General features: G+C 29.9%; 25 protein-coding genes. 18 read left to right on the forward strand and 7 right to left on the reverse strand.

Features of this window, described 5'->3' with window-relative positions; all coding sequences use genetic code 11:
- Window positions 1–100: 100 nt before the first annotated feature.
- From Q0684_RS03545 to Q0684_RS03560, 4 genes are all read left to right on the forward strand, one after another.
- Entirely contained in the window at window positions 101–1,117 is a 1,017-nt protein-coding gene (locus Q0684_RS03545; protein WP_299012664.1) for a sugar phosphate nucleotidyltransferase, read from the forward strand.
- Between the two features lie 71 nt (window positions 1,118–1,188).
- Window positions 1,189–2,106, forward strand: coding sequence for a hypothetical protein (locus Q0684_RS03550; RefSeq protein ID WP_299012665.1), 918 nt, complete (start codon window positions 1,189–1,191; stop codon window positions 2,104–2,106).
- A gap of 1 nt (window position 2,107) precedes the next feature.
- Window positions 2,108–2,878 (forward strand): DUF4292 domain-containing protein, encoded by a 771-nt coding sequence (locus tag Q0684_RS03555; RefSeq protein WP_299012666.1) that lies wholly within the window; start codon window positions 2,108–2,110, stop codon window positions 2,876–2,878.
- A gap of 101 nt (window positions 2,879–2,979) precedes the next feature.
- Window positions 2,980–4,113 (forward strand): peptidoglycan DD-metalloendopeptidase family protein, encoded by a 1,134-nt coding sequence (locus tag Q0684_RS03560; RefSeq protein ID WP_299012667.1) that lies wholly within the window; start codon window positions 2,980–2,982, stop codon window positions 4,111–4,113.
- 1 nt (window position 4,114) lies between these two features.
- On the opposite strand, the gene Q0684_RS03565 is transcribed toward Q0684_RS03560, so the two are convergent.
- The 3 genes from Q0684_RS03565 to Q0684_RS03575 form a co-directional block, all read right to left on the reverse strand.
- Window positions 4,115–4,639, reverse strand: coding sequence for a mechanosensitive ion channel domain-containing protein (locus tag Q0684_RS03565; RefSeq protein ID WP_299012668.1), 525 nt, complete (start codon window positions 4,637–4,639; stop codon window positions 4,115–4,117).
- Between the two features lie 11 nt (window positions 4,640–4,650).
- Window positions 4,651–5,160: an acyl-CoA thioesterase gene (locus Q0684_RS03570; protein WP_299012669.1), complete on the reverse strand. Its 510-nt coding sequence runs from the start codon at window positions 5,158–5,160 to the stop codon at window positions 4,651–4,653.
- Between the two features lie 70 nt (window positions 5,161–5,230).
- A complete protein-coding gene (locus tag Q0684_RS03575; protein WP_299012670.1) occupies window positions 5,231–6,127 on the reverse strand; it encodes an SPOR domain-containing protein in 897 nt (298 codons plus the stop codon).
- Window positions 6,128–6,223: 96 nt separating this feature from the next.
- Here Q0684_RS03575 and dprA point away from each other — a divergent pair, with 96 nt between their 5' ends.
- From dprA to Q0684_RS03595, 4 genes are all read left to right on the forward strand, one after another.
- Window positions 6,224–7,324, forward strand: a complete 1,101-nt coding sequence (dprA, locus tag Q0684_RS03580; protein WP_299012671.1) for a DNA-processing protein DprA — start codon at window positions 6,224–6,226, stop codon at window positions 7,322–7,324.
- 33 nt (window positions 7,325–7,357) lie between these two features.
- Entirely contained in the window at window positions 7,358–8,425 is a 1,068-nt protein-coding gene (locus tag Q0684_RS03585; protein ID WP_299012672.1) for a hypothetical protein, read from the forward strand.
- 305 nt (window positions 8,426–8,730) lie between these two features.
- Complete coding sequence (locus Q0684_RS03590; protein WP_299012673.1) at window positions 8,731–9,018, forward strand: type II toxin-antitoxin system ParD family antitoxin; 288 nt, start codon at window positions 8,731–8,733, stop codon at window positions 9,016–9,018.
- Window positions 9,011–9,250, forward strand: a complete 240-nt coding sequence (locus Q0684_RS03595) for a type II toxin-antitoxin system RelE/ParE family toxin (RefSeq protein ID WP_366140176.1) — start codon at window positions 9,011–9,013, stop codon at window positions 9,248–9,250. The genes Q0684_RS03590 and Q0684_RS03595 overlap by 8 nt, the downstream gene beginning before the upstream one ends.
- 101 nt (window positions 9,251–9,351) lie before the next feature.
- Here Q0684_RS03595 and Q0684_RS03600 read toward each other — a convergent pair whose 3' ends face one another.
- Window positions 9,352–9,960, reverse strand: a complete 609-nt coding sequence (locus Q0684_RS03600) for a superoxide dismutase (RefSeq protein WP_299012674.1) — start codon at window positions 9,958–9,960, stop codon at window positions 9,352–9,354.
- A 109-nt stretch (window positions 9,961–10,069) separates the two neighbouring features.
- Window positions 10,070–11,080 carry a class 1 fructose-bisphosphatase gene (gene fbp, locus Q0684_RS03605; RefSeq protein ID WP_299012675.1) on the reverse strand — a complete coding sequence of 337 codons (1,011 nt, stop codon included), beginning with the start codon at window positions 11,078–11,080 and terminating at the stop codon, window positions 10,070–10,072.
- Between the two features lie 194 nt (window positions 11,081–11,274).
- Here fbp and Q0684_RS03610 point away from each other — a divergent pair, with 194 nt between their 5' ends.
- The 8 genes from Q0684_RS03610 to dnaG all read left to right on the forward strand — a co-directional run bounded on the left by Q0684_RS03610 (window position 11,275) and on the right by dnaG (window position 21,360).
- A complete protein-coding gene (locus Q0684_RS03610) occupies window positions 11,275–11,754 on the forward strand; it encodes a GNAT family N-acetyltransferase (protein ID WP_299012676.1) in 480 nt (159 codons plus the stop codon).
- Between the two features lie 40 nt (window positions 11,755–11,794).
- Window positions 11,795–13,045: an aspartate kinase gene (locus Q0684_RS03615; RefSeq protein WP_299012677.1), complete on the forward strand. Its 1,251-nt coding sequence runs from the start codon at window positions 11,795–11,797 to the stop codon at window positions 13,043–13,045.
- A 54-nt stretch (window positions 13,046–13,099) separates the two neighbouring features.
- Window positions 13,100–14,902 (forward strand): lysophospholipid acyltransferase family protein, encoded by a 1,803-nt coding sequence (locus Q0684_RS03620; RefSeq protein ID WP_299012678.1) that lies wholly within the window; start codon window positions 13,100–13,102, stop codon window positions 14,900–14,902.
- Between the two features lie 97 nt (window positions 14,903–14,999).
- Window positions 15,000–15,353, forward strand: a complete 354-nt coding sequence (locus Q0684_RS03625; protein ID WP_299012679.1) for a phage holin family protein — start codon at window positions 15,000–15,002, stop codon at window positions 15,351–15,353.
- Between the two features lie 146 nt (window positions 15,354–15,499).
- Window positions 15,500–16,822: a trigger factor gene (gene tig, locus Q0684_RS03630; RefSeq protein ID WP_299012680.1), complete on the forward strand. Its 1,323-nt coding sequence runs from the start codon at window positions 15,500–15,502 to the stop codon at window positions 16,820–16,822.
- 299 nt (window positions 16,823–17,121) lie between these two features.
- Complete coding sequence (gene clpP / locus Q0684_RS03635) at window positions 17,122–17,781, forward strand: ATP-dependent Clp endopeptidase proteolytic subunit ClpP (protein WP_299012681.1); 660 nt, start codon at window positions 17,122–17,124, stop codon at window positions 17,779–17,781.
- Between the two features lie 106 nt (window positions 17,782–17,887).
- Window positions 17,888–19,123: an ATP-dependent Clp protease ATP-binding subunit ClpX gene (gene clpX / locus Q0684_RS03640; protein ID WP_299012682.1), complete on the forward strand. Its 1,236-nt coding sequence runs from the start codon at window positions 17,888–17,890 to the stop codon at window positions 19,121–19,123.
- Window positions 19,124–19,344: 221 nt separating this feature from the next.
- Entirely contained in the window at window positions 19,345–21,360 is a 2,016-nt protein-coding gene (dnaG, locus tag Q0684_RS03645) for a DNA primase (RefSeq protein ID WP_299012683.1), read from the forward strand.
- Window positions 21,361–21,840: 480 nt separating this feature from the next.
- Here the strand turns inward: dnaG and nadE are convergent, their stop codons facing one another.
- Complete coding sequence (nadE, locus tag Q0684_RS03650) at window positions 21,841–22,629, reverse strand: NAD(+) synthase (protein ID WP_299012684.1); 789 nt, start codon at window positions 22,627–22,629, stop codon at window positions 21,841–21,843.
- Window positions 22,630–22,688: 59 nt separating this feature from the next.
- On the opposite strand from nadE, the gene gldB reads away from it, so the two are divergent.
- The gene (gldB, locus tag Q0684_RS03655) at window positions 22,689–23,651 is read left to right on the forward strand and encodes a gliding motility lipoprotein GldB (RefSeq protein ID WP_299012685.1); all 963 of its coding nucleotides are present in this window, start codon (window positions 22,689–22,691) and stop codon (window positions 23,649–23,651) included.
- Between the two features lie 6 nt (window positions 23,652–23,657).
- Complete coding sequence (gldC, locus tag Q0684_RS03660) at window positions 23,658–23,993, forward strand: gliding motility protein GldC (protein WP_299012686.1); 336 nt, start codon at window positions 23,658–23,660, stop codon at window positions 23,991–23,993.
- A gap of 281 nt (window positions 23,994–24,274) precedes the next feature.
- On the opposite strand, the gene folK is transcribed toward gldC, so the two are convergent.
- Window positions 24,275–25,399 (reverse strand): 2-amino-4-hydroxy-6-hydroxymethyldihydropteridine diphosphokinase, encoded by a 1,125-nt coding sequence (gene folK / locus Q0684_RS03665; protein ID WP_299012687.1) that lies wholly within the window; start codon window positions 25,397–25,399, stop codon window positions 24,275–24,277.
- Window positions 25,400–25,419 lie beyond the last annotated feature (20 nt).

Here is a 25,419-nt window from a genome sequence, read left to right on the forward strand (position 1 = left end):
GAAAAAAACCTTTTAGAATTAGTGTATTTAACTAAAATTCTAATTTTTAATATCGCTTAATTAATCCTATATTGCACGAACAATAATTGACCTTATATTTATGAAAATAATAGTACCAATGGCGGGTATTGGCTCTCGTTTAAGACCACATACCTTAACCGTACCAAAACCTTTAACAGTAATTGCAGGAAAGCCAATTGTACAACGTTTGGTAGAAGATATTGCCTCTGTAATAGATGAAGATATTGACGAAATTGCTTTTATTATTGGTCCTGCAAAAAAAGGATTTCCAGCAAATACAGCAGCAAACCTTTTAGAAATTGCAAAAGAATTAGGTGCAAAAGGTTCTGTTTATGTTCAAGAAGAAGCTTTGGGTACTGCACACGCACTTTTTTGTGCAAAAGAATCTTTAAGTGGCCCTTGTGTAGTGGCGTATGCAGATACTTTATTTAAGGCCAACTTTAAATTAGATGCTAACGCAGACGGCGCAATTTGGGTAAAACAAGTGGCAGACCCTAGTGCATTTGGTGTTGTAAAATTAGAAGATGGTATTATTACAGATTTTGTAGAAAAACCAAAAGATTTTGTTTCTGATTTGGCCATTATTGGAATTTATTATTTTAAAGATGGAGACCGCGTAAGAGATGAAATTCAATATTTAATTGATAATGATTTAAGAGAAAATAACGAGTACCAATTAACCAATGTTTTAGAAACCTTAAAACAAGATGGTGCTCAGTTTATACCAGGAACTGTAAGTACTTGGATGGATTGTGGCAAAAAAGACCCAACTGTAGATACTAATAAGCAAGTTTTAGAATTTGAGCACAAAGCAGGAAATAATTTAGTTGCTAAAGACGTTGTTTTAGAAGATTCAGAAATTATACAACCTTGTTTTATTGGTGAAAATGTGGTTTTAAAGAACACTAAAATTGGCCCTTATGTTTCTATTGGCGCAAATAGTGTGGTAGAAAATTCAACCATAACAAATTCTTTAATTCAGACGAATGTTACTATTTCTAATGCAAAATTAGATAATGCAATGATTGGTAATCATGCAAAATATAATGGCGCGTTTACTTCTGTAAGTATAGGAGATTATACAGAGCTTACTTAATGGAGGATAGATGTAAAAAAATAGAAAAAAGTAAAAAGCGAACTGATTGTAAAGGATTGGTTCTTTTTTGTATGCTTTTATTTTTCTCTGCTATCTGTTTTAATGCGCAAGATAGTATTGCAGCTGCACCAGATTTAAATGAAGATAAAGAATTAGAGTTTCAACAGTTTTTTTTTAAAGCACTTTCAGAAAAGTCTATTGGTAATTACCAAAAATCAATTGAATTATTAGAAAGTTGTAATCAGATATTACAGAATAATACGACTGTTTTTTTTGAGTTTTCTAAAAATTATTTAGAACTGAATAATACGCTTTTGGCTAAAGAATATATAGAAAGAGCATTGCAAAATGATGCTAATAATATTTGGATGCTAAAACATTTGGTAAAGGTAAATGCGAGAAGTAGAAATTATAAAGAAGCCATACAAACGCAACAGAAAATTGTTGAAAAAAATCCGAAGGAAAGAGAATACTTGGTAAGGCTACACCTGCAAAATAAAGATGTTAAAACTGCCTTGAAGTTAATGAATACTTTAGAGGCAGAAAATGCTTTGCCTTCAACTTTAAAGAATTACAAAGAAAATTTAGAAAAGAGAAATCAGAATACTAAAAAAGCACTTAAAAAGAAAACTGAAAAACTAGAGTTAGTAGACCTTGTTAGCAGTTTTAAAACAGATAAATCTTTTGTATTATTAAGGCAGATTTTAGAAGGTTCTTTAAATAATTCAGAGCAACTTTTAAAATTTAGTACAGAGGGTATTGCACTATTTCCTGCGCAACCTTTAGTCTATTTTATGAATGGAAAAGCATTGCTTTTAAAACAAAATTATAAGAAAGCAATAACTGTTTTTAAAAATGGTTTAGATTTTGTTATAGAAGATGCTATGGAAGCAGATTTTTATAATGAAATGGCAAAAGCTTATGGCGCTTTAGGCAATACTGCCGAAGAAAAAAAATACACGCAAAAATCTAAAAAATTAAAAAGTTAGCATGCGTTTTACAAAATATATAGTCTTTTTAGTACTTGTTTTTAGCTCTTGTAAATCAAACAAAGTAACTGTTGATGCCAATGGAATAGCAAAAAAAATGAGTGCTAAAAAAGTAGCTAAAAAGCACAATGCTTCTAATTTTGATAAAGAAACTGTAGATGCCAAGTTTAAAGCTAATTTTAATAATGGTAAGTTGAAGCAGAGCATAAGTGTGCAGCTTAAAATTAAAAAAGATGAAGTAATTTGGTTAAAAGGAACAAAGTTTATTAATATTTTTAAAATAAAAATTACTCCAGAAAAAGTAAGTTATTATTCTCCATTAGAAAAAAGATCTTTTGAAGGAGATTTTACCTTGTTAGAGAAAGTTTTAGGAGTTGCTGTAAATTTTAATCAGTTGCAAAATTTGTTTTTGGGGCAAGCCATGTTAGATTTAAAAGAAACGAAATCGAATGTAGTAATCTCAAAAAATAGTTATGTGTTAACGCCAAAAGAACAGGCGCTTTTATTCAATGCTTTTTTCTCTATAAATTCTCAGCATTTTAAATTAGATGCGCAAGAAATTGTAGGAAACACAAAAAATCAAAAATTATCAATTAAATATCCTAGTTATAAATTGATAAATGAGGTAGTTTTTCCAAAGCAAATTAACATAAAAGCTCAGGAAAATAGTAAGCTAACAACTATAGATTTTCAATTAAAATCAGTATTGTTTAATACACCAATAAATACATCGTTTAAAATACCTAGTGGATATAAACCTATTGTTTTGTAGTGATAAAATTTAGATTTCACATATCAATTTTACTTATTTGTATAAGTTTTTTTTCTGGCTTCGGACAAACAAAAAGAGAACTCGAAATTCAGCGTAAAAAATTGAATAAAGAAATTTCACAAGTAAATTCTTTACTAATTGCAACTAAGAAAAATGAGAAGAGCGCATTAGAGGATTTAAGTGACTTAAATAGAAAAATAGCCGTTCGTTTACAGTTGATAAAAACAATTAATTTAGAAGCTAATATATTATCTAAAGGCATCAAAAAAAATGAACAAAAGCTTAGTCAATTAAATAAAGAGTTAACTGCTTTAAAAAAAGATTATGCTGCAATGATTTACAAATCTTATAAAAGTAAATCGCAACAAAGTAAAATGTTGTTTGTGTTATCTTCTCAAAGTTTTTACCAAGCTTACAAACGTTTAGAGTATATGAAACAGTATACTTCTTTTCGTAAAAAACAAGGAGAAGCTATTGTAACGCAAGCAGTATATGTGCAAAAACTTAAAGATTCTTTGCTATTTAAAAAGAAAGCAAAAGATACTTTAATTATAGGAGAGCAAGAGCAGAAGCAAAAAATAGAAGTTGACAAAAATAAGCAAGAACAACTTATTTCTGAAATAAAGAAAAAAGAGAGCAAGTATAAGAGAGAACTTCAGAAAAAAATAAGAGAAGAAAAGAGAATAGCTCAGAGAATAGATAAGTTAATTAAGGCAGAAATTGAAAGGGCCAATCGTTTGGCAAGAGCAAAACTAAAGGTAAAGCCAAAAACTACTAAAAAAAGTGAGTTTATTTTAAGTCCAGAAGCTAAGGCTTTAGCCAATAAATTTGAGCTCAATAAAGGTAAATTACCTTGGCCTGTAAAAGAAGGTTTGATTACTCGAAAATTTGGAATACAAAAACATCCAACAATTGGTGGTATTACTTTAAATAGTACAGGTTTGCACATTAATACAAGCGCTGGAATGTATGCAGAAAGTATTTTTAATGGAGAGGTTTTAACTATTCAAAGAACCGCCGAAGGCAGAAAAAATGTTTTGGTGCGCCATGGTAGTTATATTAGTACTTATAAAAACTTAGAAAGTACTTTGGTTAATGTTGGCGATAAGGTAAAAACCGGTGAAAAACTAGGTAAAATATTTACAGATAAGGTAACAGGAAAAACAAAGTTGATATTTGTTTTGTTTAAAAATACGGTTCGTTTAAATCCTGCCTATTGGATTATAAAACGATAGTTTACTTAGAGTTTTGTTTACTAATATTTTTATTATGATTATACCTAATGTTTTTCTGTAAAATTATGGCATTAGGTAATGTTATTAATGCTTCTTCTTCGGTTTTTAGGGTGATAAAAAATGCACCAATATCTTTAATCTCTCCTGTAATGTTATTGTCTTTTTCTAAAATAGTTATGGTGTCTCCAATTTTTACAGGATAGTTAATATAAAGGATTAAACCTGCAGTAATATTAGAAAGTAAAGACCATTGCGCAAAAAAAGCAATCCCTAAAATGGTTAAAAAAGAAGATATGTAAATTAGTAATTGTTTTTCATCTACATTCCAAATAAAAGCAATAACAATTATTATAGTAAGGTAAACAAGAATAGAAATTATTTTACTAGAAACTAAAATTCTAGAGGCATGAAAGCCAAATTTTAGTTGAATTTTTTTTAACGACCTTGTTGCTAATACTTGAATAGTTAATCCAATAATAAAGACTATTACAGATTGTAAAATTTTAAGATGATTTAAAAATTCCATAGTATAAATAGTTAGCTAAACAATGCTTTAAGTTCTGTAGCAGCATTAGGTTGCATTTTTCCTGCTAAAACCAAACTTAGTTGCTTGCGTCTTAGCGCTCCTTCAAAACGCTCTTTTTCTAATGCTGTTTCTGGTATTAGTTGAGGTATTTGCACAGGTTTGCCAGTTTCATCTACGGCAACAAAAGTATAAATACCTTCATTTACTTTAGTTCTTAAACCAGATTGTCTGTCTTCTATCCAAACATCAACATAAATTTCCATAGAAGATTTAAAGGCTCTAGAAACTTTGGCTTCTACAGTAACTACACTACCAACAGGTACAGATTTGCTAAAAGCAACGTGATTTACAGATGCTGTAACTACAATTCTGCTAGAGTGTCTTCTTGCAGCTATACTACAAGCTCTATCCATTCTAGCTAATAATTCGCCACCAAAAAGATTATCTAAATAATTTGTTTCTCCGGGTAAAACTAAGTCTGTTAAAACCGTTAAAGATTCTTGTGCAGTTTTTGTTTCCATTGCCTTTATAAATTTAGGCAAATATAACAATAAAGCAAGGCAATAAAATAAAATTGTGGGTAAGCTTTATTTACTTTTTAACAAGTAACCAAGCATCTTTAGAAATTGTTTTCTGGATTCTATAAAGATTATTAGTAGCTTCATTTCTATCGGAAAAACTATTAAAAGTAACTTGTGTTAAACCCCATTTATTTTTACCAATAATTTTAGCATTGTACCCTTTAGCAAGTAATTCTTTTACTTTTTTTTCTGCATTTTCTCTAAATTGAAATGCACCAGCAACTACATGATAAGGTGTTGCTTTTTCTTTAACCACATTTAACTCTAAAGTAGGTAAAGGGTTTGGGATTACAAAAGTCGCTCTTTGTATTTTTTGTTGCAATTGCTGCTCTTGTTTGGCAAAAACTTTTTGTTGCTCATTTTGTTTGTAAACATTAGTGCCAGCAGCGCCTAAAAATAGCAGAACTGCAGCTGCAGCTGCATATTTTGCAAACGTAGCAAATCCTTTTTTGGTCTCTTTTACTGCTAAAGGTTTTACTTCTTCTCTGTATCTCTCAATTGCAGAAGATTGCACTGTTGCCAAACCAAAAGAAGTAGTTAAATAATTCTGCTCGTTTTCAGGTTCAAAAACAATATGTTTTTCATTATTTAAATGCAAAACACCTAAATTGTTAATAACAACAGTTTTAGATTGCAATTCGTTTTGCCATTTAATTACAGCTAAAGAAATAAGTGTCGTTGCTTTTTCAAAGCTAATTTCTTCAACAGAAGCTATGTAATTTGCCAACAAACCATCATTATGTTTTAAATGATTGTTAAATGTAATTTGTTTGGTAGGCGCATAAAAAGTATGTGTAGTACTGTCTAATTTTGCCCCAGTTGTATTGGTTACAAATCCTCCAAAATCTGGTACAATTACGCAATCATATCTGTACAGCAAATCGTTAATGTAGTTGGCTAAATTCATCTTAACAAATATAATTTTTTTAGGGTTTTAAAAAGTAAACTTCGCTAATAATTATCAACAATTTTTTTTATATATTGTTAGTCAAATTGTTAGCTATTGAAAGAAGAAAAACTACTCGCTATTCTACGTTTGCAGAAAAGTAAAGCTGTGGGCGATATTTTAGCAAAGAAACTTATTGTAAATGTGGGAGATGTAACACAAATCTTTAAAGAAAAACCTGCAAGTTTATCTAAAATTAATGGAATAGGCAATCATGTGCTAAAACATCTTTTTAATGAAGAAAACATCAAATTTGCAGAAGAAGAGTTGCATTACATTCAAAAAAATAAAATAGAATATGCTTATTTTTTAGAAGATAATTACCCTACAAATTTACAACATTGTATAGATAGCCCAATTTTGTTGTTTCAAGACGGAAACATCAACCTAAACAGTAAAAAAATAATTTCTATTGTAGGTACAAGAAATATAAGTGCTTATGGCAGAGATTTTTGCAATACTTTAATTGAAAACTTAGCAGAACATAACCCAATAATTGTAAGTGGTTTTGCATATGGCGTAGATATTTGTGCACACAAAGCCGCAATAAAACACAACTTACAAACTATAGGTGTTTTGGCACATGGTTTAGAAGAAATATATCCAAAAGTGCATAAAAAATACATACATCAAGTAAATGAAAATGGCGGATTTTTAACTGAATTTTGGCACAAAGAAACGCCTTTAAGAGAAAATTTTTTAAAACGAAATAGAATTGTTGCAGGCATTTCTAAAGCTACAATAATTATAGAATCTGCCGCAAAAGGTGGTTCTTTGGTAACTGCAGATATTGCTAATTCTTATGATAGAGACGTATTTGCTGTACCTGGCAGAACAACAGACTTATATAGTAAAGGTTGTAATAATTTAATTAAAAATAACAAAGCTTTTTTACTAAACACAGCAAACGAAGTTGTAAAAATGCTAAATTGGGATATTACAGAGCAACCCAAAACAATACAACAACAATTGTTTTTAGATTTGAATGAAAATGAACAGAAAATTTACGATTTTTTGCATGACAAAGGCGCACAAGTTTTAGATGTAATTGCTTTGGAATGTAATATTCCTATATTTAAATTATCTTCCATTTTATTGCAGCTAGAATTAAAAGGAGTAACCAAACCTTTAGCAGGTAAGATGTTTGAATTGGCATAAATATGTTTATTTTTGAGTTAAATTAACAAGAATATGGCAGTAGAAAAAAAATTAATGTCTAAAAAAAAACCGGCTTTTCCGGTTTGTGAATTGTTAGACGATTATTTAAAACGCTACAGCAGAAACATAAAAATACCCATTTTTTATGATGATTTGTTGCGTTTTCAGGGCTCTATAGTTGTTTATGATAAAAACGAAGAAGATACACTTTGGGTAAGAACCTATTATTCTGAATTTGAACGCGAAGAAATAGACAGAAGCTTAAAGAAAATTTACACCATGCTGCATTCAGATGGTAATGATGAAACCATACCATTCTTAAATATAGATGCCATAGATTACTGTACTTTTGGAAATTCTAAACCTTTTAGAATTAAAGTTAGAAATATTTTGAATGATAATTTCACCTATTTTTATGTAAAAAAAGCAGATGCATCAAGAATTTATGGTTTAGAGTTAGAGCACATTTTATCGCCTCATAACATGAATTATTTGGTGTATAAAGATACCTTAATAGAAGAGCACATTGCAGGTGTGCCAGGAGACGATTTTATAAAAGATTTTTTGCCAGAATGCACAGAATCAGAAAAATCTCAGATAGCAAAAGAATTTGTAAAATTTAAAGAGCGTTGTTTGGTGCGTTTGTTGGGAGACATGCGTTCTTACAATTATGTAGTTATACCAACTCACGATTTCGATAAAATTGTATACACAATTAGAGCCATAGATTTCGATCAACAATCTTTTGAAGGAAACTTAAAAGTCTACAATTTACAGTTTATGAAAGAAAACTTTAAAATGGTAGAAATGGTTAGTAAAAAACTACAAAACAGTTCAATTATTCAATATAAAATAGAAGAGCGCTCTTTTATGGCCAAAAGAATGATTACTTACCCTAGAAGAACAGCACGTTTAATAAGCTGTATGAAAGCAGATTGCATCTCTTACCCAGAAAATGTGGCCCAATTAAAAAGTAATTTAATAGAATATGTAGGTGATGTAAAGTTTAAAGATTGCCAAAATATGGGCGAAATTTTAGAAACTATTTTAGCCTTTGTGAAACGCAATTACCTAGATATTAGTAATAAAGATTTGTTTTAAGTTCATTTTTTAAATTTTTATAAGAAGCTATCCTGCCTGCCGGTAGGTAGGTTCCAGCTTTCCATTCTATCTTTTTTATTTTGTTCTGAAAAAAATCAGAACAAAATAAAAAAGGATGCCATTTCAATCTGGGCTAAACATTTTTGCCAACTAAAGGCAATTTTAAGCTTTAGTTTACTTCAAACTTAATTGGTAACGTGTATGTTGTTGCTATGGGGGTATCTTATTGTTGTGTATAATTTGGAAATCGAGATGCATTTTGATTTTTTACCAAAAATTGGTAAATTTTATTAAATTTATTATTCATGAAAAATACATCAATATCACTAGGAAATTATTTTGACCAATTTGTGAGTTCACAAGTCGCTGTTGGTAGATATAAGAATGTGAGCGAAGTAATTCGTGCAGGACTTCGTCTTTTAGAAAATGAGGAAAATAAAGTGATTGCTTTAAAAAATGCTATCCAAGAAGGACTGAATAGTCCAATAGTTGAAAATTTCGATTTTGATGAAAATCTGAAAAAACTAAAATCTGAAAAACGAAAGAATGGTTTAAATTTCTTTCAGGCAGAAGGCCAACGAAGATTTGAATAGTATTTGGAATTACACTTATGAAAATTGGTCCGAAAATCAAGCTGATAAATATTATGCGCCCATTAAATTTGTTTGCCAAGAAATTGGAATAAATCCAGAATTAGGAAAGGTATACAATGAAATTAGTCAAAATTTACGCGGACTAAAATCTGGAAAACATATCAAATTTTATAGTCTAATTTATAAAGTGAGATTGAAGTTGTTAGAATATTATACGAAAGAATGGATTTAAAAAATAAATTAACCGAATAAAACTATACCCAAGCAAGATGCCAAAAAAAAGAGACTGTTTTTGCAAACAATCTCTTTTATATATTTTAACAAAGGCTATTATTACTTCGCTTCTGCATATCTTCTTTCAACTTCATTCCAGTTAATTACATTAAAAAATGCATTAATATAATCTGGTCTTCTGTTTTGGTAGTTTAAGTAGTATGCATGTTCCCAAACATCCAATCCTAAAATTGGTGTTCCACCACATGTAACTCCTGGCATTAATGGGTTGTCTTGGTTTGGTGTAGAACAAACTTCTACTTTACCACCAGGTAAAACACATAACCATGCCCAACCAGAACCAAACTGTGTTGCAGCTGCTTTAGAAAAAGCATCCATAAAAGCCTCTTTCGAACCAAAAGCAGCATCAATTGCATCTTTTAATTCTCCAGATAAACGTCCTTTTCCTTCAGGATTCATAACCGACCAAAATAATGAATGGTTGTAAAAACCACCACCGTTATTTCTAACAGCACCATTACTCATATCTAAATTTCCTAGTATATCTTCAATAGATTTACCTTCTAAATCTGTACCTTCTATTGCTGCGTTTAATTTTGTTGTATAGCCATTGTGATGTTTAGTATGGTGAATTTCCATAGTTCTTGCATCTATATTTGGTTCTAATGCATCGTATGCATAACCTAATTCTGGTAATTTAAAAGCCATTTTTTTATGTTTTAGTTTGTTGTTATTTTTATTTTTGTAAAACTAAGTATTATGCTACAGTTCCACAAAATATTAAGGATATCTTAACTTATAACGCAATAAATTAATTTTATTCACCAAATTTTTGCATAAACTCCTCTAACTTATTTACCATGTTTTTACTGCCACAAATAAAAGGAACTCGTTGGTGTAATTCTGTAGGTTCTACTTCCATTGTTCTAGTATAACCATCAGAAGATTTACCATTTGCTTGCTCTGCTATAAAAGCCATAGGATTACATTCGTACAATAAACGTAACTTCCCATCTGGATTTCTAGATCCTTTTGGGTACATATAAATACCACCTTTTATCATATTTCTATGAAAATCAGAAACTAAAGAACCAATATATCTACTAGTGTATGGTCTGTCTCCTTCTTCTTCCTGGCAATATTTTATATATTTTTTTACACCTTCTGGGAAATCAAAATAATTGCCTTCATTTACCGAGTAAATATTACCATCTTCAGGGAAAGTCATATTTGGATGCGATAAATAAAACGTACCAATTGCTGGGTTTAAGGTAAAACCATTAACACCATCTCCTGTGGTATACACAATCATAGTAGAAGTACCATAAACAACATAGCCTGCAGCAACCTGCTCTATACCTTTTTGTAAAAAATCTTTTAATTCTACGGGCTGGCCAACTGGTGTAATTCTTCTGTAAATAGAAAAAATAGTACCAACAGAAACATTAACATCTATATTAGAAGAACCATCTAGAGGGTCTATTAAAACTACATATTTATTTTGGTTGTTTTCATCTTGACTGTTAATAGAGATAAAACTATCTTCCTCTTCACTAGCAATACCACAAACAATATTTCTTTTGGTTAGGGTTTGTATAAATTTATCATTAGCATACACATCTAATTTTTGTTGGTCTTCTCCTTGTATATTCGTATCTCCATGAGCACCAATAATATCTACTAAACCAGCTTTATTTACTTCGTGGTTTACCACTTTTGCAGCCAATCTTATAGAGTTTAAAAGACTAGATAACTCACCAGAGCTGTATTTAAAGGCATGCTGATGTTCTATGATAAATTCTCCTAATGTTTGTTTTTTTACAGTCATTTTACTTATTCGTAATTATTACAAACAAATATGAACATTTTTTTGCGGAAAGCCTATTCTTTTTTATCCGTTTTTGTGAATTGAATAGTGTTTTGAATTTATATATTTTAACAAATAGAAAATAACTGTGTAAAATCGCTAATTATTTTCAACAATCTATTTTAAAAAATACCTTTGTTTAAAATTTTAAAATTATGAGTTTTTTAATAAGATTAGCTACCAAAGAAGACATGCAAGCTGTGCATAATTTAATAACAGAATTGGCGATTTTTGAAAAAGAACCAAATGCTGTAGAAATTACAGTAGCAGATTTAATTAAAGATGGTTTTTCAGAAAACCCAAAATTTAAAGTGTTTGTAGCAGAGCAAGAAAATGTAATTATTGGTATAGCCTTGTTTTACGAACGTTTTTCTACATGGAAAGGTAGAACAATTCATTTAGAAGACTTAATAGTTACCAAAGAAAAGCAGAAAATAGGCGCAGGAAAAGCCTTGTATACAGCTGTTTTAAAATATGCTTACGATAATAATTATAAAAGAGTTGCATGGGAGGTTATAGATTGGAATACCAATGCAATTGACTTTTATAAAAGTACAGGAGCAACTTACTTAAACAATTGGTCTGTAGTACAAATGAATGACGAAAATTTAGAGAGTTTTATAACAAAAAAGTAAAAGAGATTCGCAATAATTTTATAGTAAATAGCAAAAAAATATGAAGGTTTTTAAATTTGGTGGTGCTTCTGTAAAAGATGCAGAAAGTGTAAAAAATGTAGCTTCAATAATTAAAAATGAAGGAGCTAGTGATACTTTAGTAGTTATTTCTGCTATGGGAAAAATGACAAACGCTTTTGAGGATGTGATACATTCTTACTACAATAAATTAGAAGATTTACCTAGCAAATTAAATTTTATAGAAGAATATCACAAAGAAGTTATGAATGTTCTTTTTGATAAAGACGATGAAATTTTTAAACAAATAGCGATTCTTTTTGGAGAATTAGGATGGTTTTTGGCTAGAAATTCCTCAACAAGATTTAACTACGTTTATGACCAAATTATTTGCTTTGGCGAATTATTGTCTACCAAAATTGTAAGTGCTTATTTATCTAAAATTGGGCAAGATAATGTTTGGTTTGACGGCAGAAGTTATGTGAAAACAGATAGTAACTACAGAGATGCAAAAGTAGATTGGGACTTAACACAAGAATTAATTACCAATAAAGTAGACGCTTCTAAAATTAACATTACCCAAGGTTTTATAGCGGCAAATGATACAGAAAATACCACAACTTTAGGTAGAGAAGGATCAGATTATACAGCAGGTATTTTTGCCTATTGCTTAAATGCAGAAAGTGTAACTATATGGAAAGATGTGCCAGGTGTTTTAAATGCAGATCCACGCGTTTTTAATGATACTACTTTGCTAGAACAAATATCTTATGAAGAAGCAATAGAAATGGCATTTTATGGTGCTTCTGTTATTCATCCAAAAACATTACAACCTTTAGAAAGAAAAGAAATTCCATTATTGGTACGTTCTTTTGTAAACCCAAAAGAACCGGGTACTAAAATTTCTAAAGGAGTAAATTTAGAGCCATTAATACCTTGTTTTATTGTAAAGAAAAGTCAAATTTTAATTTCTATATCGGCTTTAGATTTTTCTTTTATGGTAGAAGATAATATTAGCTATATCTTTAAGAAGTTGCACGATTTTCAACTAAAAGTAAACTTAATTCAGAATTCTGCCATTAGTTTTTCTGTTTGTATAGATAATAAATTTAATAAGTTTGATGAGTTTTATAATGAACTTAAAAACGATTTTAAAATTGAAGTACAAAAAGATGTAGATCTATATACAGTAAGGCATTTTACAGATGAAGCTGTTGCTAAAATAGAAGAAAAAGGAAACTTTTTGCTTACCCAGGTTAATAAAGAAACCATGCAGATTGTTTTAGATGCTTAGTAAATTTTAGTTGTTTCTTTTCTTTACTTTTGCTAAACAATCAACCTAAAATATATGGCATTAGTAACTGCTAAAGAAATTGCTAAAACAATTGGTTTAGATAAATTTAGATTTGTAGGTACTTTTATTGGGTGGCTTTTATTACGAATTTTAAGAATTTCTAAGCTCAATAAAATTTACACTAAAAATAAAGGTAAATCTGATTTAGATTTTTTAAATGGTGTTTTAAACGACTGTAAAATTGAGTTTGAAATTCCTGAAAAAGATTTAAAAAGAATTCCAAAAACAGGTGCTTTTATTTCCGTTTCTAATCATCCTTTAGGAGGAATAGATGGTGTTTTGTTGTTAAAGTTACTTTTAGAAAAAAGAACCGATTATAAAATTATAGCCAACTTTTTATTACATAAAATAGAGCCTTTAAAACCTTATGTAATGCCAGTAAATCCTTTTGAAAACAGAAAGGATGCTAAATCTAGCGTAGCTGGTATAAAAAATGCATTATTACATTTAAGAGAAGACAAGCCTTTGGGTATTTTTCCTGCAGGCGAAGTTTCTACCTACAAAGATGGTAAGTTAAATGTAGACAAACCTTGGGAAGAAGGTGCAGTGCGTTTAATTAAAAAAGCACAAGTACCTGTAATACCAATTTACTTTCACGCAAAAAATAGTCGTTTATTTTACATGCTATCAAAAATTTCTGGTACGTTAAGAACCGCAAAATTACCATCAGAATTATTATCTCAAAAAAGCAGAGTAATTAAGGTAAGAATAGGAGCACCAATAACTGTAGAAGACCAAAATAATTATACAGATATTCCTTCTTTTTACGAGTTTTTAAGAAAGAAAACCTACATGTTGGCAAATCCTTTTGAGCAGCAAAAGAAATTAATTTCTACCCAAAAGATTACAAGTAAAATTAAAAAGCCAGTAAAAAAGATTGTAGATCAAAAAGATACTAGTGCTTTTGTTACAGAGATTGATGCACTTAGACATACAGAAGGTAGGCTTTTAGAAAGTAAAAACTATGAAGTGTTTTTTACAAACGCTTTTAAAATTCCTAATCTATTATATGAAATAGGAAGATTAAGAGAAATTACTTTTAGAGATGTTGGTGAGGGTACAAATAATGCTATAGATATAGATGCTTATGATAGTTATTATTATCACCTATTACTTTGGGATAGAGAAAAAAACGTTTTAGTTGGTGCTTATAGAATGGGCCTTGGTAAAGAAATTTATAAAAACCACGGCATTTCTGGTTTTTACGTGCAAACTTTATTTAAGTTAGAACCAGAGTTGCATAAAATGATGAGTGAAACCATAGAAATGGGGCGTGCATTTATTGTAAAAGAATACCAACAAAAACCAATGCCTTTATTCTTATTATGGAAAGGAATTATACATGTTACATTGCGTTATCCAGCATATAAATATTTAATGGGTGGTGTTTCTATTAGCAATCAATTTTCAGATTTCTCAAAATCTTTAATGGTAGAGTTTATGAAATCTCATTATTATGATCCGTATGTGGCACAATACATTCAACCTAAAAAAGAATACAAAGTAAAATTAAAAGATGCAGATAAAGATTTTGTTTTTGATGCCGCTAAAGCAGATATGCAAAAATTTGATAGGATTATAGACGAAATAGAGCCAGGCGCTTTACGAATGCCCGTTTTATTAAAAAAATATGTAAAACAAAATGCACGTTTAGTGGCGTTTAATGTAGATCCTAAATTTAATAATTCTGTAGACGGTTTAATGTATATTAAGGTTGCAGATATACCAGAAAGTACATTAAAACCAGTTATGGAAGAGTTTCAGGCTACTTTAGAGAAAAGAGCCGCTGAAATTTAAAGTGCACTGTTTTTTATAATCTAATACCTGTATAATACAAGTACCTGCCAAAAATTCAGGTGGTTTAATTTGGTATACTTTTCGATATCTAAGCAACATGAAAACATTTTTAAAAATTTTATTAACTGCTTTGTCAGTTGTTGTTTTATCAAACATTTTACCAGGAGTAGCAGTTTCTGGTTATCTGTCTGCAATAATTGTAGCTATAGTAATTGCTCTATTAAATATGATAGTTAGGCCATTATTAATCTTTTTTACATTGCCAGCAACCTTAGTAACTTTTGGCTTATTTATTTTTGTAATAAACGCTGTAATTATATTATTAGCAGATAAAATGGTCAATAATTTCGAAGTATCAGGTTTTTGGTCTGCATTATTTTTTAGTATTTTACTTTCTATCTTTAGATCTGTATTATTTTCTTTATTAAAAGAGAACAAAAACAAAAATTAAGCTATTAAATTAAATCAATCAAAATCAGGTGCCTAAGTTTCTTAATTATTTAACAATTCTGTTGAAATAGAACCTTTTAAATACTTGTTAACTAAATTATTTTAACTAATTTTGCACTCGATTTTTTAAAGAATAATATACAAGAAATGAATATTACAAGAGAAAACATAGATGCGTTAAACGCAGTTGTAAAAGTAGATATTGTTGCAGAAGATTACCAACCAAAAGTTGATAAGCTATTAACAGATTACCGTAAAAAAGCAGATATTCCTGGTTTTAGAAAAGGGCATGTGCCTATGGGAATGATTAAAAAGCAATATGGCCAATCTATTATGGTAGATGAGGTAAACAAGCTTTTACAAGACTCTTTAAATAAATATATTACAGAAGAAAAACTAGACATCTTAGGAAACCCTTTACCAAGAGTACAAGATGATTTTAATTGGGATGCAGCAGAATTTTCTTTTGAATTTGAATTAGGTTTAGCACCACAGTTTGATGTAGATTTAAGTCCTAAAAAGAAAGTAACACAATATAATATTGTAGCTACAGAAGATTTATTAGACGAAGAAGTTAAAAACATTCAAAATCGTTATGGCAAAATGTCTTCTTTAGAGGAAGCAATTGAGCATGGTAACGTAACAGGTACTTTTGTTAATGAAGAAAAAGAAATTAACAAAAAAGCTACATTTTTAGTAAACGACTTAAAAGGTAAAAAGAACGAGAAAAAAGTGATTGGTGCTAAAGTTGGTGATGTTATAGAATTAGGAACTAAAAAGTTGTTTGAAGATAATAACAAATTAGTACATATTTTAGGCGTAACAGAAGAAGTAGCTAAAGATTTAGATGTTACTGTTACTTTTACTGTAGAAGAAATTACAAAAACAGAGCCAGCAGATTTAGATCAAGAATTGTTCGATAAATTATTTCCTGATGGCAGTGTTAAAACAGTATCAGAATTAAGAACAAAGATTAAGGAGGATGCAGAAAAGCAATTTGCACAACAAGGAGACCAACAATTATTAAATGCAGTAACAGAAAACTTAGTAGAAAATACAAAGTTTGATTTACCAGCAGATTTTCTTAAAAAATGGTTAGCACAAGCTGGTGAAAAGCCATTAACAGAAGAAGAAGCAGCTGCAGAATTTGAGAAGTCTGAAAAAGGTTTACGTTACCAATTAATCGAAGGAAAGATTATGAAGGATAACGATATCAAATTAGAGTATGCAGAATTGGTAGACTATGCAAAAGGGTTTATTAGAACGCAAATGGCTCAGTTTGGTAATATGAATCCAGAAGAGAAAGAATTGGATGATATTGCTGGTAGAATTTTACAAAATCAAGAAGAAGCTCAAAAATTACAATCTCAATTAATTAGTCAGAAATTATTGTCTTTCTACAAGGAAAACATGAAGTTTAAAACAAAAGAACTTTCTTATGAAGATTTTGTAAAAGAGGTTTACAAATAAGCGTCGCTTATTTGTAATGCTGAACTCGTTTCAGCATCTCAGTAGATAGTAAAAAAATCTATTTTGAGCTAACTTAAATACAGTTTCAGTCATTTTAAATGATTGCAATGTTACCTTAAGCGCAGTCAAAAGGTCTCTTAAGTACTTAAAATATAAATTTTTATTTCTAGAGAAATTTAGAAATTTAATCAAACAAAAACCTGAATTGTAAAAATTCAGGTTTTTTTAGCAATATCCCTTAAAACAGTCAAAAAAAATGTTCTTATCTTTACGGAACAAATATTAAAAGAAACACAGAAATGGATTACGGAAAAGAGTTTGAAAAATACGCAACAAAACATCACGGAATAAGCAGCACTAGTTATACAAAAATAACAAGTAGTTTAACGCCATATATTATGGAAGAACGTCAAATGAACATCACTCAAATGGATGTTTTTTCACGTTTAATGATGGATAGAATTATATTTTTAGGAACTGGTATAAACGACCAAGTTGCTAACATTATACAAGCACAATTATTATTTTTAGAAAGTGTAGACGCTAATAAAGATATATCCATTTACATTAATTCTCCAGGAGGTGGCGTTTATGCAGGTTTAGGTATTTATGATACTATGCAGTTTATAAAACCAGACGTAGCAACAATTTGTACAGGTATGGCAGCATCAATGGGAGCAGTATTAATGTGTGCAGGTCAAAAAGGAAAACGTTCTGCTTTACCACATTCTAGAATTATGATTCACCAGCCTTTAGGTGGCGCACAAGGGCAAGCATCAGACATAGAAATAACAACAAGAGAAATTTTAAAGTTAAAAGACGAGTTGTATGCAATTATAGCAAGTCACTCTGGGCAAACAATAGAAAAAGTACACCAAGATTCTGATAGAGATTACTGGATGAAAGCAAATGAAGCGAAAGAATACGGTATGATTGACGAAATTTTAGCTAGGAAATAATAGTGCTTAGTGGTTAGTTTTTGGCCTTTAGCCATTAGCTAAAAGAATATTTTATTACACAGCTAAGTGCAAAAAGCAAATAGCGAAAAGCTAAAAGCAGCAGAAAATGTCAAAAGAAGAAAATTTAGAGTGTTCGTTTTGCGGACGAAAAAAAGCAGAAACAGACCTGTTAATAGCAGGTATGGATGCTCATATTTGTGATAAGTGTATAGAGCAAGCACATGGTATTGTAGAAGAAGAAATTACAGAAGCAAAATCCAGTACACTATCTAAAGACTTAACGCTTAAAAAGCCAAAAGAGATTAAGGACTTCTTAGACCAATATATTATTGGGCAAGATGAAACAAAACGGTCTATGGCAGTTGCAGTTTACAATCACTACAAAAGATTGTTGCAAACAAAAGACGAAGATGAGGTTGAAATAGAAAAATCTAACATTGTTTTGGTAGGTGAAACAGGTACAGGAAAAACATTAGTTGCAAAAACAATTGCACGTATGTTAAATGTACCGTTTTCTATAGTAGATGCCACCGTTTTAACCCAAGCAGGTTATGTGGGCGAAGATGTAGAAAGCATTTTAAGTCGTTTATTACAAACGGCAGATTATGATGTAGAAAAAGCACAAAGAGGTATTGTTTTTATAGACGAAATCGATAAAATTGCCAGAAAAGGAGACAATCCATCCATTACAAGAGACGTTTCTGGAGAAGGTGTGCAACAAGCCTTATTAAAGTTATTAGAAGGTACAGTTGTAAATGTAGCTCCAAAAGGAGGTAGAAAACACCCAGAACAAAAATTTGTAGAGGTAGATACAAAAGAGATTTTGTTTATTGCAGGTGGCGCATTTTCAGGTATAGAAAGAATAATTAGCAAGCGTTTAAACATGCAAGCTGTTGGTTATAGTGCTTCAATAGATGAAGATCAAGTAGACGAAGAAAATCTGTTGCAATACATCATTCCTTCAGACTTAAAATCTTTTGGTTTAATACCAGAAATTATTGGTCGTTTGCCCGTTTTAAGTTACATGAATCCTTTAGATGCTAAGACTTTAAGAGCTATTTTAACAGAGCCAAAAAACTCTATTATTAAGCAATATTCCAAGCTTTTTACTATGGATGATGTTAATTTTACCATAGAAGAAGAGGCTTTAAATTACATTGTAGCCAAAGCAGTAGAATATAAATTAGGTGCTAGAGGTTTACGCTCTTTGTGTGAAGCTATTTTTACAGATGCCATGTTCGATTTACCAAGCTCAAACGATAAAGAGTTTAATGTAACTAAAGCATATGCAGAGTTAAAATTAACAAAAAGTGCACTTAAAAAGTTAAGAGCAGCGTCTTAATATTTTTTGGGCGTTCCCTTTCAGGTCAGGCTTTCGCACTCGCTTCCCGCAAAAAAGCGGGAGAGCTCAAACAAACGCTCAATCCTTAACGCGTATTGCTAGCTTAAAAGGAAGTTTATAAAATTTATTTTCAGATCTCACAGGTTACTAAAACCTGTGAGGTCTTTGTTTTTTAGAAAAAACTTCTTACTATATTTGTATTCGTCTTTTAATAAATAATAATGATATCAAGAAGTACCATAGACCGTGTTTTTGAAACTGCCAGAGTAGAGGAGGTTATTGGTGAATTTGTACAACTAAAAAAAGCAGGAAGTAACTTTAAAGGATTAAGTCCCTTTGTAGATGAGAAATCGCCTTCTTTTATGGTATCACCAGTAAAACAAATCTGGAAAGATTTTTCTACAGGAAAAGGTGGTAATGCCATTTCTTTTTTAATGGAACATGAGCATTATTCGTATCCAGAAGCCATAAAATGGTTGGCAAAAAAGTACAATATAGAAATTGAAGAAACAGAACAATCATCTGAAGAAAAAGAACAGATGAATGAAAGAGAAAGTATGTTTTTGGTTTCTAAATTTGCCAAAGACTACTTTCATGAAACCATGCTAAATACCAATAAAGGTAAAGCAATTGGTCTATCGTATTTTAAAGAACGTGGTTTTAGAGATGAAACCATAAAAACCTTTGAACTCGGTTATTGTTTAGACGAGTGGGATGGTTTTACAAAAGCAGCACTTTTAAAAGGTTACGATTTAAAATACATGGCTGCTACAGGTTTAACTATTGTAAAAGAAAACAGACAATTTGATCGATTTAAAGGGCGTGTAATGTTTCCTATACATTCTATGTCTGGCAGAATTTTAGGTTTTGGAGGTAGAATTTTAACAGCAGATAAAAAAGCAGCAAAGTATTTAAATTCACCAGAAAGCGATATTTACCATAAAAGTAAAATTTTATATGGTTTGTATCAAGCCAAAAAAGAAATTGCAAAGCAAGACAATTGTTATTTGGTAGAAGGGTATACAGACGTTATTTCATTTCATCAATCTGGAGTAGAAAATGTGGTGGCTTCTTCTGGTACAGCATTAACTTCAGACCAAATTAGGTTGGTAAATAGACTTACCAAAAATATAACCGTACTTTTTGATGGAGATGCAGCAGGAATAAGAGCTTCCATTCGTGGAATCGATTTAATTCTAGAGCAAGGTATGAATGTTAGAGTAGTGCAATTTCCAGACGGAGAAGATCCAGATAGTTTTGCAAAAGCACATTCTACAGAAGAATTAAAAAGTCATTTAAAAGACAATTCGCAAGATTTTATCAATTTTAAAGTATCGCTACTTTTAAAAGAATCAGATAACGACCCTATAAAAAAAGCAGGTGTAATTAGAGATATTGTAACTAGTATTGCTAAAATTCCAGACGGAATAAAAAGAGAAGTTTACATACAAGAATGTTCTCGTATTTTAGAAATATCTGAACGTGTTTTGTTTAGTGAGTTGGCTCAAATAATATCTAAAGGAGAATTAGAAAAGAGTAAAGCTAAGAAAAAACAAAGTTTTTCTCCTCAACAAGACCCAAATGAGCCACCACCAGAATATTTTATGGCGCAAGAACAAGCGCAAATGGGTTTGGTAAAAGGCGGGCCAGTATCAACAGAAAAAATAGATCAACTTTCTATTTTAGAAAAAGAAATTATAAGGCTTTTATTACTTTTTGGTAATGAAGATGTAGAGTTTGTAGAGGAAATAGAGTCTATAGACGAGAATGATAAAATTACAATTACCAATAGAAAATATAACAATAAGGTATCTGCAGAAATATATGTAAACCTACAAGATGATGAAATCGAATTTACCAATCCTATTTTTCAAGAAATTTATGTGCAAATTATTCATCATTTAAATCAATATGAAACCATAAAAATTGATGATTTAGTTAACTCTGAAAATAAAGAAATAGCGACTCTTGTAACTTCTATAGTTATGGAAAAAGAAAACCCTAAAATGCAATTAAGCAAATGGGATAGTAAAAATATAGAAGTAAAAACAGATGCAGAGGTATTGCAAAAAGCAGTATCTGACGTAGTTTTTAATTTGCGTAGAGTATTAATTGATAAGTTGGTTACAGAGGCTTTGGTACAAGGAAAGGAATACACTACAGAAGAAAAAGAAGATATTATGAAGTATAATTCTCTAAGAATAAGGCTTTCAGAGAAGTTAAAACGAGTAGTGTAGTTTAAGTTTTTTTACAGCGATTTCATGTTTACGTGTTTGTAAATAATTTAAAGTCAGGTAATTGTTTTTTTTATTGCGTTTTTTTTATACCTTGAAAGCAGGTTATTTTTTTAAGATAACTTAAAGTTAATATCAGAAAAGATTTGAGTAACATTTCATTAGATTTTAATGTAAATAATTTAGCTTTAATGTTACTAAATTGTAAAAACAGGCATTTTCCCCTACTAAAAGGTAATTTTAAAAAATATCTTTTTTGTATATTGCGAGTGCTAAAAGAAAAAACACCGACCATGAAAAAAGCTTTACAAATTTTAAAGATCGTTCAGTTATTTATTTTTTTACCTTTTGAAATCTCTAATGGATCTAAAAGAAGAGCTTATATGAGAATCAAAAAAATGATGATAGCGGCAAATTTATTATAGAATTAGTTAAACTTCAAAATAAAAAAAATCCCATAAATTAATATTTACGGGATTTTTTTTATTTTAAACTTTCAGGTATTTCACAAACGGGTATAGGTACCATTTTGTGCTGGTTAATTTTATTTAGTCTCTCGTAAATTGTATAAACTTCTTTTTGTCTTCCTGTAAAGTCATTTTGGCTTTTGCCATTATCTTGCATTCGCATTGCCCATTCCAATTCGTCATAAGATGCGCCTAATTGATCTTCATCTGTTCTGCTATCTCCAAACAAACCATCTGTTGGTGCTGCTATTTGTATAGAGTTGGGTACATTTAAAAAAGCAGAAAGTTCATATACTTCAGATTTCATTAAATCTGCTATAGGACTTAGATCTACACCTCCATCTCCGTACTTTGTGTAAAAACCAACGCCAAAATCTTCTACCTTATTTCCTGTCCCTACAACTAAAAAGTCATTAATACCAGCCAAATAATATAAAGTAGTCATACGTAATCTTGCTCTAGTATTAGCCAAAGATAAATTTACTTTAGTAGAATTTTCAATTTTTGGTACAGATTTTACAAAATCATCAAACATAGTGGTTAAGTCTACCCTTGTATCAGAAACATTAGGGTATTTAGATTTTAACTGCTTAATATGTTCTTCTGCTCTTGTAACTTGGCTTTCAGCCTGATGTATAGGCATTTCTACACAAAGCGTGGGAAAACCTGTTTCTGCACAAAGCGTAGAAGTTAGTGCAGAATCTATTCCACCAGAAACGCCAATAACAAAACCTTTTACTTTGGCATTTTCTGCATACGTTTTTAACCAATCTATTATGTATTTAGCAACCTTTTCTGTATTCATTAGAGAAACTATTTTAGTATTTTTATCGTTTTAAATTATAATACTAAGATACAAAGTTTATGAAATTTTTTATAGGATTTTTACTTGTTTTATGCTGTTTTTATTCTTGTTCTAAACAAAACAACCAAAATATTGATGTTTCTAAGGTAGATGTAAATTTTAAGGTAAATAGATTTGATATTGATTTTTATACTACTGAAGCCAAGGATTTACAACAATTAAAAAATAAGTATGCTGTATTTTTTCCAAAGGAAATTACAGATAGTATTGCTATAGCAAAAATTAATAGTAAAGATGAGCAAGAATTATTTGCCGAAACACAGAAAGTTTATAAAGATTTTGAACCTATAAAAAAACAACTTACTTCTTTATTTAAACATGTAAAATATTACAATCCTAAATTTAAATCTCCTAAGGTAGTTACTATGCTTACAAATATAGATTATGAGAGTAGAGTGGTTTATGCAGATAGTTTGTTAATTCTATCTTTAGATGTCTTTTTGGGTAAAAACCATCCGTTTTATAATGACTATCCTAATTATATTAAAGAAAATAATACAAAAGAACACTTAATTGTAGATGTAGCCAATACAATTATAGCGCAGCAAGTTTTACCAAAACCCAATGATAGAACTTTTTTACAAAAAATGATTGCAGAAGGAGTGAAGTTATATGTATTAGATGCGTATTTGCCAACTGTGGCCAATCATTTAAAATTTGGTGCAAACCCAGATAAATACAATTGGCTTTTGGCTAATGAAGAGCAAATTTGGAGTTATTTTATTGAAAAAGAATTGTTGTTTAGTACAGATACTAAACTGAATAGTAGGTTTTTAGAAACCGCTCCATTTTCTAAATTTTATTCCGAACAAGATAAGCTTTCGCCTGGTAAAGTTGGGGTTTGGGTTGGTTGGCAAATTGTACGCTCTTACATGAAACATAATAACGTATCTTTGCAAGAATTATTAAAAATGAATACAACAGATTTATATTCTAAATCTAAATATAAACCAAGAAAGTAAAACGTTATGTCAGTAAAACATCAATCTGAAATAAAATTTAATATTGGATTAGACGAGAATAAAGTGCCTGAAGAAATTTTATGGGAAGCAAAAGATGGTGGTATAGATAATGAGGAATCTAAAGCCATTATGATTTCTGTTTGGGATCACAAAAAAAAGGATACTTTGCGTATGGATTTGTGGACAAAAGATATGCCTGTAGATGAAATGAAACAATTTTATCATCAAACTTTAGTGTCTATGGCAGATACTTTTGAGCGTGCTACAGATGATCAAAAAATGAGTGCTACAATGCGTGATTTTTGTGATTATTTTGCAGAAAAGTTAGAGCTGAAAAAGTAATTACTGCACATCAAAAAGTTTAAGTAGTGCAATATAACAGTTTAAAAAACAAGATAATTAACAACGAACTTTACGCAAATAAATTTTTCATTTAACCTGTGTCTAATATCACTACAGCAGTTTATATTTTTATATAGCTGAAAATTGTTTGTTTGTCATTTCAAACGCAACAAACTTTAGTTGAGAAATCTCGTATTTTCCGTTAATTGGAAATTACATTCGTTTGAAATATTACAAACCGTAACCGACTAACTTACAGTGTTTGTTACAACGAATTCACGTTAGTTATTAATAATTTTCTGAATAATATAGTTGTAATCTTCAGGGTTTTCAACAAAATTTAAATCGGAGATATCTATTATTAAATAGTTTAAATCGTTTTGTGATTTCATGAAATTATGATATCCGTTTTCTATTTTTTGTAAGTATGCTGCAGAAATATTTTTTTCATAAGCTCTACCTCTTTTTTTGATGTTTTCTATAAGTTTATCTGTGTTTTGATGCAAATACACATATAAATCTGGTTTTGTTATTTCTTTGTAGATAAAATTAAACATCTTTTTGTACAATAAAAACTCATCTTTAGATAGCGTTATTTCTGCAAATATTATTGACTTTAAAATATAATAATCAGATATAATACTATTTTCACTTAAGCTGTATTGTGCCAAATCTTTGCTCAATTGTTCTTGCCTATCCATAAGAAAACTCATTTCTAAAGGAAAAGCATAACGCGCTTGATCTTTGTAAAATTTTGGTAAAAAAGAATTTTCTGAAAACTGCTCTAAAACGGTTTTTGCATTAAACTCTTGACTCATCATTTTTGTTAATGATGTTTTTCCTGCACCAATATTACCTTCTATTGCAATATAATTGTATTTTTCTTTTAATGGTATTGGACGTTTTAATTCTTTATTTACTATGGTGATTTCTGAATTGTCTTCACAATTTTGTAAACAGATTGTAATTTTTTCTTTTTCTATTGGATGAATTACTGAAGGAGCTATTTCAGCTAAAGGAACGAGAACAAATTTGCGATCTAACATTTTTGGGTGTGGAACAATTAAATCTTTTGATAAGATAATTTCATTATTAAAAAGTAAAATATCAATATCTATATTTCTGTTTTGATATTCTTTTGCACCTGTTCTCTCTCTGCCTAATGTTGTTTCTATATTTAAAACGGACTCTAATACCATTTCAGGTGAAAGGTTTGTAGATAATTTTATACAGATATTGTAAAAATCATTACCATTAAAACCCCAAGAAGCAGTTTTGTAAATAGAAGATATTTTTTGCACATCACCAACTTTATCAGCAATAGCATGTATTGCATTTTGTAGGTTTTCTGCTTTATTACCTTCATTAGTTCCTAAGGATAAATATGTGATTTTTGTAACTTTCAATAAAATATATTTAAGTAACA

It is taken from the genome of uncultured Polaribacter sp., assembly GCF_947503875.1.
GTDB lineage: Bacteria > Bacteroidota > Bacteroidia > Flavobacteriales > Flavobacteriaceae > Polaribacter.

What these genes read in the sequence shown, in the direction of transcription:
- Q0684_RS03590 (WP_299012673.1), top strand. Translation starts at nt 8,731, where the DNA reads ATGAAAAATACATCAATATCACTAGGAAATTATTTTGACCAATTTGTG.
- gldC (WP_299012686.1), top strand. Translation starts at nt 23,658, where the DNA reads ATGTCAGTAAAACATCAATCTGAAATAAAATTTAATATTGGATTAGAC.
- Q0684_RS03615 (WP_299012677.1), top strand. Translation starts at nt 11,795, where the DNA reads ATGAAGGTTTTTAAATTTGGTGGTGCTTCTGTAAAAGATGCAGAAAGT.
- clpP (WP_299012681.1), top strand. Translation starts at nt 17,122, where the DNA reads ATGGATTACGGAAAAGAGTTTGAAAAATACGCAACAAAACATCACGGA.
- Q0684_RS03600 (WP_299012674.1), bottom strand. Translation starts at nt 9,960, where the DNA reads ATGGCTTTTAAATTACCAGAATTAGGTTATGCATACGATGCATTAGAA.
- Q0684_RS03610 (WP_299012676.1), top strand. Translation starts at nt 11,275, where the DNA reads ATGAGTTTTTTAATAAGATTAGCTACCAAAGAAGACATGCAAGCTGTG.
- Q0684_RS03565 (WP_299012668.1), bottom strand. Translation starts at nt 4,639, where the DNA reads ATGGAATTTTTAAATCATCTTAAAATTTTACAATCTGTAATAGTCTTT.
- tig (WP_299012680.1), top strand. Translation starts at nt 15,500, where the DNA reads ATGAATATTACAAGAGAAAACATAGATGCGTTAAACGCAGTTGTAAAA.
- Q0684_RS03625 (WP_299012679.1), top strand. Translation starts at nt 15,000, where the DNA reads ATGAAAACATTTTTAAAAATTTTATTAACTGCTTTGTCAGTTGTTGTT.
- fbp (WP_299012675.1), bottom strand. Translation starts at nt 11,080, where the DNA reads ATGACTGTAAAAAAACAAACATTAGGAGAATTTATCATAGAACATCAG.
- Q0684_RS03570 (WP_299012669.1), bottom strand. Translation starts at nt 5,160, where the DNA reads ATGGAAACAAAAACTGCACAAGAATCTTTAACGGTTTTAACAGACTTA.
- Q0684_RS03545 (WP_299012664.1), top strand. Translation starts at nt 101, where the DNA reads ATGAAAATAATAGTACCAATGGCGGGTATTGGCTCTCGTTTAAGACCA.
- Q0684_RS03575 (WP_299012670.1), bottom strand. Translation starts at nt 6,127, where the DNA reads ATGAATTTAGCCAACTACATTAACGATTTGCTGTACAGATATGATTGC.
- dnaG (WP_299012683.1), top strand. Translation starts at nt 19,345, where the DNA reads ATGATATCAAGAAGTACCATAGACCGTGTTTTTGAAACTGCCAGAGTA.
- clpX (WP_299012682.1), top strand. Translation starts at nt 17,888, where the DNA reads ATGTCAAAAGAAGAAAATTTAGAGTGTTCGTTTTGCGGACGAAAAAAA.
- Q0684_RS03550 (WP_299012665.1), top strand. Translation starts at nt 1,189, where the DNA reads ATGCTTTTATTTTTCTCTGCTATCTGTTTTAATGCGCAAGATAGTATT.
- nadE (WP_299012684.1), bottom strand. Translation starts at nt 22,629, where the DNA reads ATGAATACAGAAAAGGTTGCTAAATACATAATAGATTGGTTAAAAACG.
- Q0684_RS03555 (WP_299012666.1), top strand. Translation starts at nt 2,108, where the DNA reads ATGCGTTTTACAAAATATATAGTCTTTTTAGTACTTGTTTTTAGCTCT.
- gldB (WP_299012685.1), top strand. Translation starts at nt 22,689, where the DNA reads ATGAAATTTTTTATAGGATTTTTACTTGTTTTATGCTGTTTTTATTCT.
- Q0684_RS03585 (WP_299012672.1), top strand. Translation starts at nt 7,358, where the DNA reads ATGGCAGTAGAAAAAAAATTAATGTCTAAAAAAAAACCGGCTTTTCCG.
- Q0684_RS03620 (WP_299012678.1), top strand. Translation starts at nt 13,100, where the DNA reads ATGGCATTAGTAACTGCTAAAGAAATTGCTAAAACAATTGGTTTAGAT.